Source organism: Variovorax sp. 10N432 (assembly GCF_056394465.1).
The window spans coordinates 253,629-271,924 of record NZ_JBFTHX010000001.1; the positions used below are offsets into that span (position 1 = coordinate 253,629).

15 protein-coding genes are annotated in these 18,296 nt (G+C 69.8%); 2 read left to right on the forward strand and 13 right to left on the reverse strand.

Annotated elements, in window-relative coordinates:
* Nucleotides 1-7: 7 nt before the first annotated feature.
* The 4 genes from AC1DF3_RS01260 to AC1DF3_RS01275 all read right to left on the reverse strand — a co-directional run bounded on the left by AC1DF3_RS01260 (nt 8) and on the right by AC1DF3_RS01275 (nt 6,604).
* Nucleotides 8-439: a hypothetical protein gene (locus AC1DF3_RS01260; protein WP_478138620.1), complete on the reverse strand. Its 432-nt coding sequence runs from the start codon at nt 437-439 to the stop codon at nt 8-10.
* Nucleotides 440-500: 61 nt separating this feature from the next.
* Complete coding sequence (locus AC1DF3_RS01265) at nt 501-2,378, reverse strand: GMC family oxidoreductase (RefSeq protein ID WP_478138621.1); 1,878 nt, start codon at nt 2,376-2,378, stop codon at nt 501-503.
* 19 nt (nt 2,379-2,397) lie between these two features.
* Nucleotides 2,398-4,923: a hypothetical protein gene (locus tag AC1DF3_RS01270; protein ID WP_478138622.1), complete on the reverse strand. Its 2,526-nt coding sequence runs from the start codon at nt 4,921-4,923 to the stop codon at nt 2,398-2,400.
* A 76-nt stretch (nt 4,924-4,999) separates the two neighbouring features.
* The gene (locus AC1DF3_RS01275) at nt 5,000-6,604 is read right to left on the reverse strand and encodes an MFS transporter (RefSeq protein WP_478138623.1); all 1,605 of its coding nucleotides are present in this window, start codon (nt 6,602-6,604) and stop codon (nt 5,000-5,002) included.
* 45 nt (nt 6,605-6,649) lie between these two features.
* Between AC1DF3_RS01275 and AC1DF3_RS01280 the strand changes: the two genes are divergently transcribed.
* Nucleotides 6,650-8,074: an aminotransferase-like domain-containing protein gene (locus tag AC1DF3_RS01280; RefSeq protein WP_478138624.1), complete on the forward strand. Its 1,425-nt coding sequence runs from the start codon at nt 6,650-6,652 to the stop codon at nt 8,072-8,074.
* A gap of 65 nt (nt 8,075-8,139) precedes the next feature.
* Complete coding sequence (locus AC1DF3_RS01285; RefSeq protein ID WP_478138625.1) at nt 8,140-9,594, forward strand: alpha/beta hydrolase; 1,455 nt, start codon at nt 8,140-8,142, stop codon at nt 9,592-9,594.
* Between the two features lie 9 nt (nt 9,595-9,603).
* Here AC1DF3_RS01285 and AC1DF3_RS01290 read toward each other — a convergent pair whose 3' ends face one another.
* From AC1DF3_RS01290 to AC1DF3_RS01330, 9 genes are all read right to left on the reverse strand, one after another.
* Complete coding sequence (locus AC1DF3_RS01290; RefSeq protein ID WP_478138626.1) at nt 9,604-11,013, reverse strand: MFS transporter; 1,410 nt, start codon at nt 11,011-11,013, stop codon at nt 9,604-9,606.
* Nucleotides 11,014-11,016: 3 nt separating this feature from the next.
* Nucleotides 11,017-12,222 (reverse strand): multidrug effflux MFS transporter, encoded by a 1,206-nt coding sequence (locus tag AC1DF3_RS01295; RefSeq protein ID WP_286531907.1) that lies wholly within the window; start codon nt 12,220-12,222, stop codon nt 11,017-11,019.
* Between the two features lie 65 nt (nt 12,223-12,287).
* A complete protein-coding gene (locus AC1DF3_RS01300) occupies nt 12,288-12,830 on the reverse strand; it encodes a methylated-DNA--[protein]-cysteine S-methyltransferase (RefSeq protein ID WP_478138627.1) in 543 nt (180 codons plus the stop codon).
* 21 nt (nt 12,831-12,851) lie between these two features.
* A complete protein-coding gene (locus AC1DF3_RS01305; RefSeq protein WP_478138628.1) occupies nt 12,852-13,484 on the reverse strand; it encodes a PqiC family protein in 633 nt (210 codons plus the stop codon).
* Nucleotides 13,481-15,115 (reverse strand): PqiB family protein, encoded by a 1,635-nt coding sequence (locus AC1DF3_RS01310; RefSeq protein WP_286531909.1) that lies wholly within the window; start codon nt 15,113-15,115, stop codon nt 13,481-13,483. Before AC1DF3_RS01310 ends, AC1DF3_RS01305 begins: the two co-directional genes overlap by 4 nt.
* Nucleotides 15,112-15,771 (reverse strand): paraquat-inducible protein A, encoded by a 660-nt coding sequence (locus AC1DF3_RS01315; RefSeq protein WP_478138629.1) that lies wholly within the window; start codon nt 15,769-15,771, stop codon nt 15,112-15,114. Before AC1DF3_RS01315 ends, AC1DF3_RS01310 begins: the two co-directional genes overlap by 4 nt.
* The gene (locus AC1DF3_RS01320) at nt 15,768-16,391 is read right to left on the reverse strand and encodes a paraquat-inducible protein A (protein WP_286531911.1); all 624 of its coding nucleotides are present in this window, start codon (nt 16,389-16,391) and stop codon (nt 15,768-15,770) included. The genes AC1DF3_RS01315 and AC1DF3_RS01320 overlap by 4 nt, the downstream gene beginning before the upstream one ends.
* A 47-nt stretch (nt 16,392-16,438) precedes the next feature.
* Entirely contained in the window at nt 16,439-17,203 is a 765-nt protein-coding gene (locus tag AC1DF3_RS01325) for a carbonic anhydrase (RefSeq protein ID WP_478138630.1), read from the reverse strand.
* Between the two features lie 123 nt (nt 17,204-17,326).
* A complete protein-coding gene (locus tag AC1DF3_RS01330) occupies nt 17,327-18,280 on the reverse strand; it encodes a LysR substrate-binding domain-containing protein (RefSeq protein ID WP_478138631.1) in 954 nt (317 codons plus the stop codon).
* Nucleotides 18,281-18,296 lie beyond the last annotated feature (16 nt).

Genomic DNA, 18,296 nt, shown 5'->3' on the forward strand with positions numbered 1-18,296 from the left:
CCGCATCTCAGAACTGGAGGCAGAAGTCGATCAACCGATCCTTGCCCCAATAGACCTTGCCGAGGTAGAAGTTCGGGGAGATGAGCCGGATCTCGTCGCGGATCCACTGGGCGACGAAGGAGGTATCGGAGTAGTCGAGCACGATGCACGGCTTGTTGTCGAGCCAGCTGCTGCCCAGGTAGACCTTGGCGACGATGGCCTCCACGCCGAGCACGCTGACCTTGTTCTTGAGGACGCCGTTCGCGGCGTCGAACACCTTCCCTTGCCAGCCGAAGAAGTTGATGATCTGCGCGATCGACTGGGTGTAGTGAGTGCCGGGCGCGATGATCGCGGTGCCGGCGGCCTCGCCGTTCGGGATCTCGCCGGGCGGGCTGGCGCGGAACAGTTCGTCGAGTTGCTGCTGCGACATGTCGAGCAACTGTTGGACGTCATAAGCCATCTGCTCTCTCCTCCGGGGAAGCCCCGCCGTTCAGAAAGTGTCAGCCCTTCGATGGGCTTCGTCAACTTGCCGAAAGAGGTGTTCGACGCGCCGCCTCGAGCAGGACATCGGCCGCCTTCTCCGCGATCATGTAGATCGCCGCGGCGATGAAGAAGCCCGGGATCTGCGGAAACACCGAGGCGTCGACCACGCGCAGCCGCTTCACGCCATGCACGGCGAACGCACCGTCGAGCACGCCGCCCGCGTCCACGGGACCGATCGCGCACGTGCACGAGGCATGGTGCCCCCACGCGGTCTGCCGCACATAGTCGGCCAGTGCCGCGTCGCTGTCGACCGCGGTGCCGGGCGCCACTTCCTCGGCGATCCATCCCTTCTCCCTCAGCGGCGCCGTCATGCGCCGAACGAAGCGGATCGCCTCGACCACCGCCTTCAGGTCGACACCCGCGGCATCGTCGCCCTCTTCGAAGTAGTGGAAGTTCACCAGCGGCATGTCGCGCGGATCGGCCGAATGCAGTTGCACGGTGCCGGCGCGATTGCGCGTGTGGCCCTTGAGCACGGCCCAGGTCAGCTGGTCGGGATGGTCGCGGATCCAGTGCGAGAAGCCGCTGAAATAGCCTTCGAAGCGGGCCAGCAGCGCCATGCAGAAGAGGTCCGGCTCCTGGTCCGGTCCCGCCGCGCCGCGCGAGCGCTGGACCACGCCGAGCGCGGCGCCGTTGGACGCGTACATGCCGCCGCGGTCTTTCTGCCATCGGCGCCACAGCGCATCGTCGCGCTCGAAGCGCGCGCCCTCGAGCGCCTTCCACGGCAGCTGCATCCGGTGCGTGACCGCGACCTCGTAGCGGTCCTGCAGGTTGCGCCCGACGCCGGGCAGGTCGACCCGCAGCGGAATGCCGTGTGCCGCCAGCTCTGCGGCCGGGCCGATCCCCGACAGCATCAGCAGCTGCGGCGTGTTGAAGGCGCCGCCGCAGAGGATCACCTCGCGCCGCGCCCTCGCCTCGCGCGCCTCGCCCGCCTGCTCGCTCGGCGTCGCATGAGCACGGTAGAGCCGCGCGCCCTTGATGTAGGCGACGCCGACGGCGCCGCCCTCGGCATCGAAGAGCACCCGGGTCGCCAGCGCATCGAGTTCGATGTGCAGCCGATCGGGATGGCGCGCTGCCACCGCCAGCAGGCGTTCGCGCACGCCGCTGCGGCGGTGGCCGGCGGTCGCGAGCGGCGTGTAGCAGAGGCCCTCGAAGCTGCCGGGCCGCCAGCGCCTCGCGTTCGGATCGCCGAGGCCGCCACCCAGCCAGCGCAGCGTGCTCAGCAGCGGTGTCGGCAGGTCGTGGGTGAAGCTGCGCGCGCTCTCGCGCAGCACCCGCAGCAGGCCCTGGTCGCCGAGCACCGACAGCGGGATCGACTTCTCGGTCTGCAGCCAGCCGCCCCATCCATGGCCGGTCGGATCGAGCCCGAGGTGCCTGAACGCACGCCAGACCGGCCGGTGGCGGCAATCTTCCACGCGCTGCGCATAGCGGCGCATGCGCACCGCGCGCCATGAAGGGTCCCCGGTCAGCCGCGCGATCCGGTCCCAGTCCGAGGCGTGCGGCGGCATGAAGATCATCGCGTTGTGCGCGCTGCAGCCGCCAAGGCCGGCGGCGCGCGGGTAGAGAACGCCCTGCCCGGCCTGGTACTTCCAGTCCCGCCCCTGCTGCGCCTCGTCGGCGTAGTGGCGGATGCGGAAGTCCCAGCGCAGCGCCGGGTTCTCGCAGGCGAAGGCATGGAAGGCCGGGACGTCGTAGTCGTCGGGCAGGCGGGCATCGCCGCTGCGCGGATCGCCGCCGGCATCGAGCAGCATGACCCGCATGCCGTGTTCGGCCAGCCGGGCCGCCAACGGGCCGCCGCCCGCGCCCGCACCGACGATCACGTAGTCCCAGTCGCTCGTCGTCGGATCGGCGCCCTGCATGCGTGGCGTTTCGCTGGGCTCAGAAGGTCTTCAGGAACGAGACCAGCGCCCGCTTGTCCTCGTCGCTCAGCTCGGGTTCGCGGCCGAAGGCCTTCTCGTCGGCGCTGAGTCCGTCCTGCCGGTTGAACTCCGCCGTGCCGAAGTAGTGGCCGCGGTTGACCACGAAGTCGCGGCACTTGCTGAGTTCGAGCATCGGCTCGGCCAGGTTGGCGAAGTGCTGGCGCAGTTCTTCGTCGGAGGCGCCGGCCGGCGCGCTGGCGAGCGCCAGCTTGAGCTTGACCAGCAGCGCGCCCGCGTCCTTCACGTGCTGGGCCTTGTCGCCGAGATCGTCGCTCTCGGCACGCAGCTTGAGGTTGGACAGCAGGTTCACCGGCACGCCGCCCGGGATCGGACCCAGCACGATGTCGCCGTCCTTCTGCACCAGCCACGGCAGCCAGCGGTGCAATGCGCCCTGCAGCGGCTGCAGCGCCTCGGGGGCGTAGCCGGTCGGGATGGTGACGACGCTGCGCTCGGTGGTGCGGTCGATGGTGCCGCCGACCTTGGCGCCGAGCAGGGCGTCGGCCTTGCGCTTCTCGGGCCACAGCATCTGCTCGATCGCCTGGTCGAAGACCTTCATGCGGCCGTCCACCGAAGGATCGCCGTTGGCCTCGCCGACCGTGTTGTTGAGCAGGAAAGGCGCGGTCGACCAGACGCTGATCAGCGACGGCACCCGCGTGTAGCCCCGTCCGCCCGCTGGCATTTCGTAGGGCTTGGGGGCGCCGGTGAAGGGATCGGCGAGCGTCACGGTGCCGACCGAGGGCAGGCTCTTGTAGGTCTGCGACGAGAAGTTGTCCCAGATATTGCCCGCCAGCGCGTTGGTCGCCAGCGGGCTGCAGGCATTGGTGCGCAGCAAGGTGACGGGGATCCGCGCCTCGGTCGACAGGTAGTTGTTCTGCAGGAAGTCCGGCGCCTGGACGATCTTGCGCATCTGCACCTTGTAGTCCTCGGTCTGGGTCCAGCCCCAGTAGCGCTTGAAGCAGTCGACGTAGCCCGGCCCCGCGCACCGTTGCGGCGAGAGTTCGAGCGATGCCGGCAGCGGCGGTGCCTTGCTCGAATGGCAGCGCGCGCAGGTGTCGGCGAAAGCCAGCTTGCCGCGTTCCAGCGTGGCGGCGTCGGCGTTCAAGTACCTGTCGCCGCCGGGTGCGTCCTTCAGATGGTCGGGCTGCGCGGCCTTGAGGAAGAACAGCGCGGTGTTCGGCGTCCCGGCCTCGGTCGCCTGCCAGTAGCTCGAATTCTTCTGCGCCGACGCGATCTTGATCGGCGTGATGGTCTTGCCGCCGACCACCGGGTTGAAGTGCAGCAGCCACTCTTCGCTGAACAGGCCGATGTTGAGGTAAACGCGGTTCAGCGCGCCCAACAGTCCGACCGAGTCGGCGCCGTCCTTGAGCACGTGCGGCGTGTAGACCATCGAGTCGGCCTTCGAGAAGAACTCGGTCAATGGCCCGCTGGCGATGAAGTCGTTGAACTGCTTGTTGTCGAGTTCGCCGCCGGCGAGCTTCTCGCGGCCGATGCGCCGGGCCATCTCGAGCCGCGAGGCGAAGTCGTAGACCGCGTTCATGGTGCGCGGGTTGTTGATGCCGTCGGTCGAGACCAGCGAGGTGTCCATCGCGCCCGGCCGGTAGGTGTGGGCCAGCTGGTACATGTAGTTGGTCCGGCCCTCGGGCTTGTTGGCGTTGTAGATGAAGAGCCGGTCGACCCACATGTACTGGGCGCCGACCGAGGAACTCAGGTTCTCGAACTTCGGGTTGTTCGGATCGGCCGGCGGCTTCACGGGACTCGGCCCGACGTGGCAGAAGCCGCAGGACATGCCGACCCGGTAGGGACGCACCAGGTCCTTGCGGTTGTAGTAGCTCGGGTCGGTGTAGTACTTCTCGGCGTCCCATGCCTTGGCGGCCTTCTCGTCGAAGTCCGGATTCGGAAACAGGCGCAGTCCCGCGATGCCGGTGCCCCAGCCGTAGAACGAGCCCACCGGCTGCGTCGTGCCGTCGCCCAGCGGCTTGCCGCGCGAGCCGATCGCGACGCCCGGGTACTTGCTCTCGTTCTCGAACGGATCGGGCGCGCAGTCCTTGCTGCGGACGTCCAGCCAGAGACCGCGGCGCGCCTTGTCGGGCCCGGCGGCGTTGTTGAAGCAGGGTTCGTTGACCAGGCCGAAGTACTGCCAGCGATTGGCCCGCGAATAGCCCAGGCTGGGGTGCGAGCTGATCACCTTCAGCAGGTCGAAGGCGCCGAAGGTGTAGTCGCTCATCCGGGTCCAGAAGCGGTCGTTGCCGCCGCTCCACACCAGCCACATGTTGCGGCCCTTGATCTCTTCCGGCGACAGCGCAATTGCGTTGTCCATGTCGTGGAAGTAGTCCTCGCCGGCATGCGGGAACGATGCCGCGTCGCGGCCCGCGAGCTTCGCTTCGTCCTGCACCTCGCCGGGCTGCGGGCCCTTCGAGCAGCCCGCCAGCAGCACGCACGCAATCAGCGGCCACCATCGAGCGGCGCGGTGGAAACCCTGGTTCATTGCCATTCCTCCTGCGGCCAGACCTTGGGTGAACGGGCCATCGAGTGCGCAGTGTGGAGGGGGCCTCCCCTATTGGCTATCGGCCATGCGACGTATGGCGATCGATGGCCTCGGCGCGGCCGATCAGCAGCCACGCGCTCACCGCGCTCAGCAGGGCAAGGCCGGCACACAGCAGCATGACGCAGCGAAAGCCGGAGACGAATGCCGCGTTGATGGTGTGCCGCAGCGCCGCCGCCACAGCCGGGTCGGCACCCGGCGGCAGCGTGGCGCCGGCCAGCTGGCTGCGCTGCGCCCGCACGAAGGCTGCCGCCTCGGGCGAAGCCCCCATGTCGAGCAGGCCCTGGCCCAGGCCGGCGTCGAAGGCCCAGGCCATGACGACGCCGAAGACCGCGATCGCCAGTACCGCGGCGGCGCGCGAGACCGCATTGTTGACGCCCGAGGCGATGCCCGCGAGCTCCGGCCCGACCGCGTTCATGACGGTGGTGGTGAGCGGCGCGACGGTCACCGCCATGCCGAAGCCGAGCACCACCACCGCCGGGAAGAACGAGGTCCAGTAATCGGCGCCGACGCCCGGCAGTGCGAACAGCGCGAACCCGGCGGCGGCGATGGCGGGGCCCACCACCAGCGGCAGGCGCGCTCCGATGCGGTCGACCAGTTGCCCGGCCCAGCTCGACAGCGCGAACATGATCAGGATGAACGGCAGCAGAGCCGCGCCGGCGACGGTGGCCGAGTAGCCCTGGACCTGGATCAGGTTGAGCGGCAGGAAGTAGAGCCCTCCGCCGAGCGCCGCATAGAGCAGCAGCGTCAGCAGGTTGGCGCCGCCGAAGTTGCCGACGCGCATCAGTCCGAGCGGCAGCATCGGCGAGCGCACGCGCAGCTCGACCATCACGAAGGCCACGCTGGCCGCGATGCCCGCCAGCAGCGCGAACGGCACCGAGGGCGCGCGCCAGCCCTGTGTCGGCGCCTCGATGAATGCATAGACGATGCCCCCGAGCGCCACCGTCGCCAGCGCCGCGCCCCAGGGATCGAGCCGCGCCGAAGCCGCCGCGCCGCCGCGGCTCTCGGGCACGTGGCGCCAGACGATCAGCAGCACCACGGCCGCCATCGGCAGGTTGACCAGGAAGGCCCAGGTCCACGAATAGTGGTCGACCAGGAAGCCGCCCACCACCGGTCCGATGGCCGCCGTGATGCCGCTGAACCCGGACCAGGTGCCGATCGCCCGGCCGCGCTCCTTCTCGGGAAAGGACGCGCTGATGAGCGCCAGGCTGCCGGGCACCAGCAAGGCGCCGCCGATGCCCTGCACCGCGCGCGCAGCGATCAGCTGCGAGACGTCGCCCGCCAGCGCGCAGGCCATCGAGGCCAGTGCGAACAACGCGACCCCGAGCGCGAAGATCCTGCGGCGTCCGAAGTGATCGCCGAGCGCGCCGCCGACCAGCAGCAGCGCGGCCAGGAACAAGGCATAGGACTCGACCACCCATTGGGCCTGGAAGGCGCTGGCATGCAGGTCGGCCTGGATCGCCGGCAGCGCGACGTTGACCACGGTGCCGTCGATGAATGCCATGCTCGATCCGACGATGGCCGCGGCGAGCACCCAGGGCCGCGAAGCCGGCGGGCAGTCGGCGGCCTCGCAACCGTGCCGGATCAGGCTGTCGTCACCGGGAGGCTTTCCGATCTGCGGCATCGCCAAAGTATGAGGCCGCGCGCAGTACCGGACAATCGCCGCTCCATGACACGCTACCAGGCCCTGGCCGCCGAGATCGCCGATTCGATTCGCACCGGGGTGCTGCACCCCGGCGACCGCCTGCCCTCCGTGCGCCAGGCGCGGGCCAGCCGCGGCGTCAGCCCGTCGACCGTGTTCCAGGCCTACTACCTGCTCGAGGCCCAGGGCCTGATCCGGGCCCGCGAGCGCTCCGGCTACTACGTGGCCGAAGGCGCCCGGCAACTGCCGCCCGAGCCCGAGGCTGCCTCGCAGCCCGAGGACGACGCCGTGCCGCTCGATGTCAGCGAGCATGTGTTCGAGATCCTCGAGTCGACCATGGTGCGCGATGTGGTGCCGCTGGGCTCGGCCTTCCCGAGCCCGCTGCTGTTTCCGCTCGCCCGCCTCGGCCGCATCATGGCCTCCAGTGTCCAGAACCTCGATCCATGGAGCACCGTGGACGACCTGACGCCCGGCAACGCGCGGCTGCGGCGGCAGATCGCACTGCGCTACCTGGCCGACGGCGTGCAGGTCCACACCGACGAGATCGTCATCACCAACGGCGCCCTCGAGGCGCTGAACCTCTGCCTCGCCAGCGTCACGCGGCCGGGCGATGCGGTGCTGATCGAATCGCCGACCTTCTATGCCGCGCTGCAGGCGCTCGAGCGACTGGGCCTGGAGGCGATCGAGGTGCCGACCCATCCGCGCGAAGGCATGGCGCTCGACGCGCTCGAGCGCGCGATCCAGCGCCATCGGCCCAACGCCTGCTGGCTCATGACCAACTTCCAGAACCCGCTCGGCAGCCTGATGCCCGACGCAAAGAAGAAGGCGCTGGTCGAGTTGCTGGCCCGCCACCAGGTGCCGCTGATCGAGGACGACGTCTACGGCGAGCTCTATTTCGACGACAAGCGGCCGCTGCCGGCCAAGGCCTTCGACACGCAGGGCCTGGTGATGCACTGCTCGTCGTTCTCGAAGTGCCTGGCGCCCGGCTACCGCATCGGCTGGGCGGCGCCGGGACGCTTCACGCGGGCGGTGGCCCGCGCCAAGCTGACCACCACGCTGGGCGCCTCGGCGCCGACCCAGAACGGACTGGCGACCTACCTCGAGAAGGGCGGCTTCGACAAGCACCTGCGCAAGCTCCGGCGCGCGCTGGCCGGGCAGCAGACCCTGCTGGCGCAGGCCATCGCCGAGCACTTCCCGCCCGGCACCCGTGCCACCCGGCCGGCGGGCGGCTATTTCCTGTGGGTCGAGATGCCCGGGCACGTCGATGCCCTCGAGGTGCATCGGCAGGCGCTCGCCCAAGGCATCAGCGTCGCCCCGGGGCCGATCTTCTCGGCCCAGCGCGGCTTCACGAACTGCCTGCGCCTCAACTACGGCCATCCGTGGGACGAACGCGCCGAGCAGGCGATCGCGACACTGGGCCGGATCGCGAGCCGGCGCCCCGGGGCCGCGTGATAGATTGCGCGGCAGGACGTTTCCCGCGAAACGCCTGCCCGAACAAGAACGCAAGAGGAAACGGAATGGGACCCTGGCTGGCCAGGATGCTGAAGCGCACCGCGCTGTTGCTGGGCATCGTTTTCGTCACACTGCTCGCCGTGCGCACCTACGATGTGCAGCGCGGCCCCCCGCTCGAGCCGTGGCACACGCACGTGCCGCACGAACTGTCGGGCGCGCAGATCCGCCAGGCCGACTGGCCGGCCTGGCTGGCGGCCGAGAACGCGACGTTCGACGAGGTCCGGCGCGAAGTCACCGACAAGCTGCCGCCGGAACTGCGCACGCCGTCGAACCGCTATTTCGACGGCAGCCCGATCTACCCGGGTCACTTCCGCCAGGACTGGAACCGCTCCTACACGCTCGATCCGCAAGGCCCGCCCAAGGGCGTGGTGGTGCTGCTCCATGGCCTGACCGATTCCCCCTTCAGCCTGCGCCACGTGGCCACCTTGTACCGCGACCGCGGTTTCGCGGTCGTCGCGATCCGCATGCCGGGCCACGGCACCGTGCCGGCCGGGCTCACCCACGTGCCATGGGAAGACTGGTCGGCCGCGACCGAGCTCGCGGTGCGCGAAGCACGCCGCCGCGTGCCGGCGCCGCTGCCGCTGCACGTGGTCGGCTTCTCGAACGGCGGCGCACTGGCGACCAAGTACGCGCTCGATGCGATCGACAACCCGAAGCTGGCGCGGCCCGATCGCCTGATCCTGATCGCGCCGATGATCGGCATCACCGAGCTGTCGCGCTTCGCCGGCGTGTTCGGCTGGCCGGCGATCTTTCCGGCCTTCGCCAAGGCGGCCTGGCTCGGCATCGTGCCGGAGTTCAACCCCTTCAAGTACAACTCGTTCCCGGTCAACGGGGCGCGCCAGTCGTCGCTGCTCACGCGCGACCTGCAGGCCCACGTGGCCCGCGAGGAGCGCGACGGGCGGCTCGACCAGATGCCGCCGACCCTCACCTTCCAGTCGCTGATCGACTTCACGGTGAGCACCCGCGCGATCGTCACCGGTCTCTATGCACGGCTGCCCGCGAACGGCAGCGAGCTGGTGCTGTTCGACCTCAACCGCAGCGTCAAGTTCGGGCCGCTGCTGCGCTCCGGCAGCGACCTGCGGCCCGACCGGGTGCTGCCGCCGGCGCCGCGGCGCTTCCGCACGACCCTCGTCACCAATGCCGACGTCCACAGCCGGCAGGTGGTCGAGCAGGTCACTGAGGCCGGCGCCACCACGGTCCAGACGCGGCCGATCGGGCTCGAGTTTCCGCTCGAGGTGTTTTCGCTCTCGCACCTGGCGCTGCCGTTTCCGCTCACCGACCCGCTGTACGGCCTGCGGCCCGACGACAGCGACGATTTCGGCGTCAACCTCGGGGCCCTGGCGATGCGTGGCGAGCGCGGCGGCCTGATCGTCAGCCTGGATTCGCTCACGCGGCTGTCGTCGAATCCGTTCTACGATTTCATGGCCGAGCGCATCGCGCAGACCCTGCCGCCGCCCTGAGCCGGTGCGCTACCGGGCCCGCGTGCGCAAGGTGCTGCAGACCGCGGCCACCGCCGCGCAGCAGGCGGCCAGGCCCAATGCGATCACCTGGCCTTTGCCGTCGTGCGGACTCCAGACGCTGAAGATGCCGGCCAGCAGCACGGCGCCCAGGGTCTGGCCCGTGAGCCGCGCGGTGCCCAGCATGCCGCTCGCCGCGCCGCTGCGCTGGGGCGGCGGCGTGGTCACGATGGTGTGGTTGTTGGGCGACTGGAACAGGCCGAAGCCGGCGCCGCACAAGACCATGCGCCAGACGATGTCGGCGTTGCCCGGCTGGGCCGGCAGCGCCGCCAGCAGCGCCAGGCCGGTGGCCAGCATGGCCAGCCCGATGCCGCCGAGCAGTCCGTCCGGACAGCGGCCGATGAGCCGGCCGGCGATCGGCGCCATCACCACGATCGCCAGCGGCCAGGCGGTGATCAGCAGGCCGGCCTCGAAGTGCGAGCGGCCATAGGTGTCGAGCAGCAGGAACGGCAGCGCGATGAAGGACAGCATCTGGGCGCAGAAAGCGCCGACCGAGGTGCCCATCGAGAGCGCGAACACCGGGATGCGCAGCAGGTCGACCGGGAACAGCGGCACCGCCTGCGCGGCCTGCCGCCGCAGGTAGACGAAGCCGACCGCCAGGCCGGCCAGCAGCAGCAGCCAGGCCATCGGGCTGGCGCCCTGCCCGGCCTCGCCGCGCACGCCCAGCCGGTCGGCGCCGACGAAGACCAGCGAGAACATCGCCACGTTGAGCGCCACGTCCAGCAGCGAGAACCGCACCCCCGACGCCTTGGCCTCGTTGAACGGCAAGGAACGCATCCCGAGCACCAGCACCAGCGCCCCCAGCGGCACGTTGAGCGCGAACAGCCAGGGCCAGGAAGCGATCGACAGGATGCCGGCCGCCACCGAGGGGCCCGCGACCGAGGCGGTGGCAACAACCATCGAATTGATCGCCATGCCGCGCCCGAGCTGGTTCCGGGGGTAGATCAGCCGCACCAGCGCCGCGTTGACGCTCATGATGCCGGCCGCGCCGAGCCCCTGCAGCGCCCGGCCCGCGATCAGCATGCCGAGCGAATGCGACAGGGTCGCGATCAGCGACGCCGCCGCGAACAGGGCCATGCCCGTGAGGTAGACCCGGCGATAGCCGATCCGGTCGCCCAGGGAGGCCAGCGGCAGCAGCATGACCAGCGCGGCGATCTGGTAGGCGTTGACCACCCAGATCGCGTGCGCCGGGTCCGCCTGCAGCTCGCGCGCGATCCCGGGCAGCGCGAGGTTGACGATGGTGCCGTCGAGCACCGCCACCGCGATGCCGAGAATGACCACCACCATCGCGTGGCGGCGCTGCGGCTGCGGCAGGCCATCGCGTGCGGTGTGGACGGCTTGGCCGACGGGGATGGACGACATCGCTCAGCCGGCCTGCCCGACGGGCTGGCGCCGGCCATCGAGCGTGAGCCAGGTCAGGGCCACCGCGATCAGCGCGCCGCCCGCCATGCCGGTCACCATCGGCAGCGGCCGGCCGTCGGTGAACAGCCCGACCACCGCCATCACCACCGCGCCGGTCAGCATCTGCAAGGTGCCGAGCAGCGCCGACGCGGTGCCGGCGATGGCGCCGTGCTTCTCGAGGGCCAGCACCGAGGTGGTCGGAATGACCAGCCCCATCAGGCCGCTGGCGATGAAGTACAGCACGATCAGCACCGCCAGCCGGTCGCCGCCGGCGGCGAAATGGGCGAACATGGCCAGCATCACCGCGCCGCAGGCCGCGACGCCGGTCTTGACCACCCGCTCGATCCCGAAGCGCTCGCACAGCGGGCCGTTGAGCTGCGCGGCGGCGAAGAAGGCGGCCGCATTGACGCCGAAGGCCACGCTGTACATCACCGGCGACAGCCCGTAGTGGTCGATCATGACGAAGGACGAGTTCGCCAGGTAGGTGAAGAAACCCGCCATGGCGAAGGCACCGATGAAGACCAGCCCGAGGTAGTGGGTGTCGCGCAGCAGCACGCCGTAGGCGGCCAGCGCGCTGCCCAGGCTGCTCTCGACCCGCTCCTCGGCCGGCCGGGTCTCCTTCAGGACCATGGCGATGGTCGCCAGTCCGACCACGGCCGCCAAGGTCACCGACCAGAATACGCCGCGCCATCCGGTGAAGGCGATCACCGCGCTGCCGGCCAGCGGCGCCAGGATCGGCGACACGCTGAAGACCAGCATCAGCAGCGACATCAGCCGCGCCGCGTCGGTGCCGGTGTGCAGGTCGCGCACCACGGCGCGCGGGATGGCCATGCCGGCCGCGGCGCCCAGGCCCTGGACGAAGCGCAGCGCGATCAGCATCTCGATGCTGGTGGCCAGCGCGCAGCCGATGCTGGCCAGCGCGAACAGGCCCAGGCCGAAGTAGAGCGGCGGCTTGCGCCCCACCATGTCGGACACCGGTCCGTAGAGCAGTTGCCCGACGCCGAGCGAGATGAAGAAAGCCGTGAGGCTCATCTGCACCGGCCCGATGCCGGCCTGCAGGCTGCTGCCGATCTCGGGCAGCGCCGGCAGGTACATGTCGATCGCGAACGGGCCGATGGCCGACAACAGGCCGAGCACGAGCGCGATCTTGAAGAAGCGCGAAGAAGTCATCGCCCGATTGTCGCCAAGGCGGCGATGAACCGTCGGCAGCGCGACGCGCCGGCCTGTGCTAGGCCTCAGAACAAATCACCGCTCTCGCTGTCCGGCCTGGCGCCTTCGATGGCCAGCATCCGGAGCTTCGCCGCCGCACCGCCGTGGGCCGAGAAGCCGCCCCAGCGGCCGCCGGCGGCGAGCACCCGGTGGCAGGGCACCACCGGTGCGAAGGGATTGAGGCCGAGCGCCTGCCCGACCGCGCGCGCCAGGCCCTTGTCGCCGAGCTCGGTCGCGATGTCGCCGTAGGTGCGGGTGCGCCCGGGTGGAATGCGGCGCGCGATCTCGTAGACGCGCCGATGGAAGTCGCTGACACCTTCGAGATCGAGCACGATCTCGGCCAGGTCGAGCGCATCGCCGGCCAGCAGGCCGCGGATGCCCTCGATCGCCGGCACCACGTCGGCTGGCGCGTCCTGCTCCGGCCAGTTCGGAAAGCGCCGCCGCATGCGCGCACGCGTGGCGCCCTCCCCGCCCTCGGGCAACTGCACGCCGGCGATGCCGCCCGGCCCCCAGGCGATGCCGCAGGCGCCGATCGCCGTGGCGAAGAGCGCGAAGCCGTTCGGGGCCATGGCCACCGCCCTGTCTCTATGTCAGGCCGCGCACTTCGCAGTGGGCTGGCCCGCAGGGGCGGGAACGCTGGCCGCGATGGCATCGGCCAGCCGCGCCGTGAGGCGCTGGGCGCCCTGGGCCAGGGCGTCGAAGCCGCCGCCCACGGGTTCCGACAGCGACAGCCGGCAGCCGGTCGCCGACCCCTCGTCGGTGCGGCGCACCGTCCAGGTGAAGCTGGCATCGACCCGCTTGCCCTCGATGGCGTCGAACTGCTCCAGCTGGACCGCGATGCGCGTCGCCGGTTGGCCGCGCTGGCGGCCGGACTTGGTGACGTCGACCGCGCCCAGCCGGCTGGCAATGCCGCTGCCCAGGCTGTCGCGCAGCTCGTCCTCGAACGAGGACGACCAGCGGTGCTGCTCGAGGATGTCGACCGCCGGGCTGTCCGGCGCATCTTTCTTGCGCACCACCAGCTGCGGCCGGGCGAAGCGCTCCGGCATGGCGATGGGGGCCAGTTCGATGTAAGCCGGCGCGCCGCCCGCCGACATCGGCGCCCGGGCCGGCGCCGCGCCGTCTGCCAGGCTGTAGTACTGCGGCCCGCCGCTGCTGCCGCAGGCGGCCACGAGCCAGGCCGCGCCGAGGGCTGCGGCCGCGAGCCGGAAGTGGGTCGTCTTCATTTCTGCTTGTCCTCCGGCTTGCCGCGGATCAGGGATTCGGGGTGGCGCTCCAGGTAGTCGGTCAGCACGCGCAGCGACCCCGCCGCGCGCGTGACTTCCTGCAGGGTCTGGCGCAGGTCCTGCTGCAGCGGTGCATCGTCGGCGATGGTCTTCTCGGCCGAGCGCAGGGTCTGGCGCACGTCCTTCAAGGCCGCCGCCATCTCGGGCGTGACGTCGTTGTTCAGGCGCCTGGCGAGCTGCTCGGTGCTGTTGAGGGTCTTGTCGAGGGAGGCCAGGCTCTTGCGCAGATCGGCACCGATCTCCTCGAAAGGCACCTGGTTGAGCTTGCGCGCGATGTCGGCCACCTGCGACTGCAGCTCGTCGAGCCGGTTGGGCTGGGTCGGCAGCTCGAGCGGGACCTGGTTCGGCTCGAGCTTCGCCGGCTTGGCGTCGTTGAAGAAATCCATCGCCACGTAGACCTGGCCGGTCAGCAGGTTGCCGGTGCGCAGCTGGGCCCGCATCCCCTTGCTGACCAGCAGCTGCCAGCGCTGGAACGACGAGATGCGAGCGTCCGGATCGGTGGCGGAACGGCGCCGCATGCGGTCCGGGTAGACCTGGATCACCACGGGCATCCTGAAGGCGCGCTCGCCCCGGTCGAATTCGACCCCGATCGACTTGACCTCGCCGATCACGACGCCCCGGAAGTCGACCGGCGCGCCGGGCGACAGGCCGCGCAGCGACTGGTTGAAGTACAGCAGCATGGTCTGCGAAGGCCCGTCGGGTTCCTTCATCGCGGTGGTCTCGTCGCTGGCCAGCACGAAGGCGGTGTTCTCCCCGGCGACCGGCCCGTTCTGGTCGTCGGGCGCCTGGAAGGCGATGCCGCCGATCAGCACCGTGATCAGGGACTGGGTGCGAACCTTCAGGCCGCTGGCGTTCAGGTCGATGTCGAAACCACTGGCATGCCAGAAGCGCGTGTTGACGCCGACGAACTTCTCGTAGGGCGCGTTGATGAAGACCCTCAGCGTCACGCCGTGGCCGTCGGGGTCGAGCTCGTAGGCCGCGACCTGGCCCACCTTGATGCGGCGGAAGTACACCGGCGAGCCGATGTCCAGCGAACCGACGTCGCGGGCCCGCAGCAGGAACTGCCGCCCCGAATCGTCGCGGGTGACGATGGGGGGCGTCTCGAGCCCGGTGAATTCGCCCGAGGTTTCTTCCGAGGTGCCGGCATCGACGCCGATGTAGGCGCCCGAAAGCAAGGTGCCCAGACCGGAGATGCCCGAGGTGTCGAGCCGCGGGCGGACCACCCAGAACCGGGTGTCCTGCGCCGTGAATGCGCTGGCTTCCTTCTTGAGCTGCACCAGCACCCTGACATGCGAACGGTCGGTGGCCAGTCGGATGTGCGTGACGGTGCCGATCTGCACGTCCTTGTACCTGACCACGGTCTTGTTGGCCTCGAGGCCTTCGGCGCTCTTGAAGGTCAGCACGATCTCGGGGCCGCGGTCCATCAGGATGCGCGCCACCAGCGTCATGCCGACCAGTGCCGCCACGACCGGGATCAGCCAGATCAGGGACGGCAGCCAGTTGCGCCGCCTGACGACCTTCGGCGCAGCCCGGGGCGGCTGCGGCTCGGGTCGGGTGCTTTCGTCATTCATATCGGTTCATTGTCCATTTTCATTTCTTCCGCCAGGGCATCCGGGCCGGTGTCCCAGGTCAGGCGCGGATCGAAGCTCAGCGACGCCAGCATGGTGAGGACCACCACCGCGCCGAAGGCGGCGATGCCGACCCCGGCCGTGATCTCGGCAAAGCCCTGGATGCGCACCAGGCCGGCCAGCAGCGCCACCACGAAGACGTCGAGCATCGACCAGCGCCCGATCACCTCGAGGATGCGATAGAGCTTGGCCCGTTCGAGCTGCCGCCAGCTGCTTCGGCGCTGCGCCGTGATGTTGAGCAGCACCAGCGCGGTCAGCTTGAACAGCGGCACCAGGAAGCTGGCAACGAAGATCAGCGCCGCCAGGCCGTAGGCGCCCGAGACCCAGAAATAGATGACGCCGCTCAGGATGGTGTCCTGCTGGGTCCCCAGCAGGCTCTTGGTGATCATCACCGGCAGCAGGTTGGCCGGCAGGTAGAGGATCGCGGCGGCGACCAGGTAGGCCCAGGTGCGGTTGATGCTGTCGGGCTTGCGCGCATGCAGCCGGGTGCCGCAGCGGTCGCAGGCTTCGCCGTCCTGCGCACCTTGCCAGGTGGTGCCGCAGTGGTGGCAGGCCACGAGGCGCAGGGCGGCCGCGGTCTCGACGCCGGGGTCGCTCATCCGTCCTGACCCGGCCGCGGCTCGAACGCCATTTCCCAGAAGGTCCGGGGGTTGAAGGACAGCACCGCCGTCAGCAGCACCGTGAGCCCCACGAAGGCCCAGAGCGCCGGACCGGCGATCACCTGCGCCATGCTGCTCAGCTTGATGATCGCCACCAGCACACCGAGCAGGAACACTTCGATCATGCCCCAGGGACGCAACGCCACCAGGGCGTTCACGAGCACCCCGAAACCCGCCGGCCGCCGCTCGTAGCGCATCGGCACCAGCAGGTAGAAGAGGATGCACAGCTGGAGCAGCGGGAACAGCAAGGTGGTCGCGAGCACCAGCAGCGCCACCGGCGACATCCCACCCGCGCTCAGCGCCACCACCGCGCCGGCCAGCGTGGTCTCGTTACTGAGGCCCTGCAGTTCGATCTCGACGATCGGGAACAGGTTCGCGATGGCGAACAGGATCAGGCAGGCGACGGTGAGCGGCAGCACGCGGGCGCTCTGGTCGCCGGGATGGCGGTCGAGCTCGGTGCTGCAGCGCGGGCAATGCGAGACCTCGCGCCGGCGCAGCCGCACGCGGCGATAAACCGCGTCGCAGCCTTCGCAGACGATGGCGTCGGGGACTTCTTTCATGGATTTGCGCAGCTATTGTCAGGCAAGCGCAAAGCCGCTGCTGCAGCCTATTCGCCGGCGGTCTCTTCCACCGGCTCGCGGCCGTTCAGCGGCTGGATCGGGCGATGATTGTCCCGGAACAAATGGCGGAAGGCATCGATCTGCGCCCGCGACATCTCGATCGGGCGCTCCAGCACCACCCAGTGCACCTGCTCGGTGCACGGCGGCGTGGTCAGCGAGCCGGTGTACAGCAGCGCCTTGTGGTCGGCCGGCAGCACGGCGGCAAGATCGATCCCGAGGTCGTGGGCGGCGTCGCCAGCCTTCGGCGGCTTGGCGAAGACCGGCGCCAACGCGTTGTTCTTGCGGCCGGCCTTGATCATCACCCCGATCACCGTGATGGCGCCGTCGGCACTCTTGTTGACCAGGTGCATCTCCATCGGGAACGCACGGCCGTCGAGGTGATGTTCGCTGGGCGTGTGGAAATGGAATTGGGCCAGGCGATATTCGACACCTTGGTAGACGACCTTGTTGTCCGCCGCGCCGTCCAGGTCCAGTTCGAGGGTGTGGCCGTTGTTGACCAGCCGACCCGCGGCCTTGCCGTAGCGAATCTCGGCATCGTGTTGCGCCAGCGCCTTGGCCTTGGCTGCAGGCAGGTCGACCGGCGACTGCTGCTGCCCGGTCTTGCAGGTCGCGTTGTCGGGGGCCAGCGCGGCCCACTCGGAGGGACCGGTCTTGCCGGCGTAGGACCAGTGCGCGTGTTCGAGCGCGGAGGCACCGGCGCAGAGACCGACGGCGAAAAGCCCCGCGATCGCGGGGCGAAGAAATGAAGTCATGATTGTGTTGGAGGATAGGGAAGAGCTGTCGGTTCCGGAGTCGGAACGCAGGCGCCGGAGGCACCCGACGATTTTCCGCCCGCCGCGCGCCCGATCCGCGAAGGCGAGACGCCGACGATTCCTTTATTGCCAATGGAAATTTCCGAAAGCCGCAGGCGCAAGGCGCGGCCGCCCATCGGCCAGGACGTGGGCCGAGAGAAAGTCCAGCAGCGCCCGCACCCGTGCCGGCAAGCGTCCGGGCTTGCCCAGGTAGACGGCATGGATCGGCGCGGTGTCGCCCGGGTTGAAGTCCTCCAGCACGGGCACCAGCCGGCCGGCATCGAGGTCGGCCTGCACCTGGAAGAGCGACAACCGGCCCAGGCCGACGCCCGCCAGCAGCAGCGCGCGCAGCGCCTCGCCATCGCCGGCCCTGACGTTGCCGTTGACCGGGATGTCGACCACCCTGCCGTCGATCGAGAGCGGCCAGTCGGGGACGCTGCGCCGGTAGGTGAAGCCGAGCCGGTTGTGCGCTTCGAGCTCTTCCGGCGTGTAGGGCGTGCCGTATCGGGCGAGATAGGCGGGCGCGCCGACGATCGCCTGTCCGGTGGCGCCGAGTCGCCGGGCCACCAGATCGGACGGCGGCAATGCGCCCCAGCGGATCGCCACGTCGGCGCGCTCCTCCATCAGGTCGACCACGCGGTCGGTCAGCACGATGTTGAGCGTGATCTGCGGGTGCAGTTCGAGAAAGCGCGGCACCAGCGGGATCAGCACCTGCTGCCCGAAAGGAACGCTGGCGTTGATGCTGACCCGGCCGCTCGGTGCCGCGCCGGCTGCGGCGCAGCGCTCGGCCTCGTCCATGTCGGCCAGGACGCGGACGCTGCGCTCGTAGAAAAGCTGGCCCTCGGCCGTCAGCTGCAGCTTGCGCGTGGAGCGGTGCACCAGCTGGGCGCCGAGACGCGCCTCGAGCCGCCCGATCAGCTTGCTGACCGCGGACGGGGTCATTCCCAGGGCGCGGGCGCCGGCCGAGAAGCTGCCGCGATCGACCACCTGCACGAAGGCTTCCATCTCGCCGGAACGGTTGACCTCGGAGCGGGGCATTTGTGACTTCGATTCA

Excerpts from the sequence above, each read along its gene's own strand:
- AC1DF3_RS01260 (WP_478138620.1), bottom strand. The coding sequence starts at position 439 with ATGGCTTATGACGTCCAACAGTTGCTCGACATGTCGCAGCAGCAACTC.
- AC1DF3_RS01265 (WP_478138621.1), bottom strand. The coding sequence starts at position 2,378 with ATGCAGGGCGCCGATCCGACGACGAGCGACTGGGACTACGTGATCGTC.
- AC1DF3_RS01270 (WP_478138622.1), bottom strand. The coding sequence starts at position 4,923 with ATGAACCAGGGTTTCCACCGCGCCGCTCGATGGTGGCCGCTGATTGCG.
- AC1DF3_RS01275 (WP_478138623.1), bottom strand. The coding sequence starts at position 6,604 with ATGCCGCAGATCGGAAAGCCTCCCGGTGACGACAGCCTGATCCGGCAC.
- AC1DF3_RS01280 (WP_478138624.1), top strand. The coding sequence starts at position 6,650 with ATGACACGCTACCAGGCCCTGGCCGCCGAGATCGCCGATTCGATTCGC.
- AC1DF3_RS01285 (WP_478138625.1), top strand. The coding sequence starts at position 8,140 with ATGGGACCCTGGCTGGCCAGGATGCTGAAGCGCACCGCGCTGTTGCTG.
- AC1DF3_RS01290 (WP_478138626.1), bottom strand. The coding sequence starts at position 11,013 with ATGTCGTCCATCCCCGTCGGCCAAGCCGTCCACACCGCACGCGATGGC.
- AC1DF3_RS01295 (WP_286531907.1), bottom strand. The coding sequence starts at position 12,222 with ATGACTTCTTCGCGCTTCTTCAAGATCGCGCTCGTGCTCGGCCTGTTG.
- AC1DF3_RS01300 (WP_478138627.1), bottom strand. The coding sequence starts at position 12,830 with ATGGCCCCGAACGGCTTCGCGCTCTTCGCCACGGCGATCGGCGCCTGC.
- AC1DF3_RS01305 (WP_478138628.1), bottom strand. The coding sequence starts at position 13,484 with ATGAAGACGACCCACTTCCGGCTCGCGGCCGCAGCCCTCGGCGCGGCC.
- AC1DF3_RS01310 (WP_286531909.1), bottom strand. The coding sequence starts at position 15,115 with ATGAATGACGAAAGCACCCGACCCGAGCCGCAGCCGCCCCGGGCTGCG.
- AC1DF3_RS01315 (WP_478138629.1), bottom strand. The coding sequence starts at position 15,771 with ATGAGCGACCCCGGCGTCGAGACCGCGGCCGCCCTGCGCCTCGTGGCC.
- AC1DF3_RS01320 (WP_286531911.1), bottom strand. The coding sequence starts at position 16,391 with ATGAAAGAAGTCCCCGACGCCATCGTCTGCGAAGGCTGCGACGCGGTT.
- AC1DF3_RS01325 (WP_478138630.1), bottom strand. The coding sequence starts at position 17,203 with ATGACTTCATTTCTTCGCCCCGCGATCGCGGGGCTTTTCGCCGTCGGT.
- AC1DF3_RS01330 (WP_478138631.1), bottom strand. The coding sequence starts at position 18,280 with ATGCCCCGCTCCGAGGTCAACCGTTCCGGCGAGATGGAAGCCTTCGTG.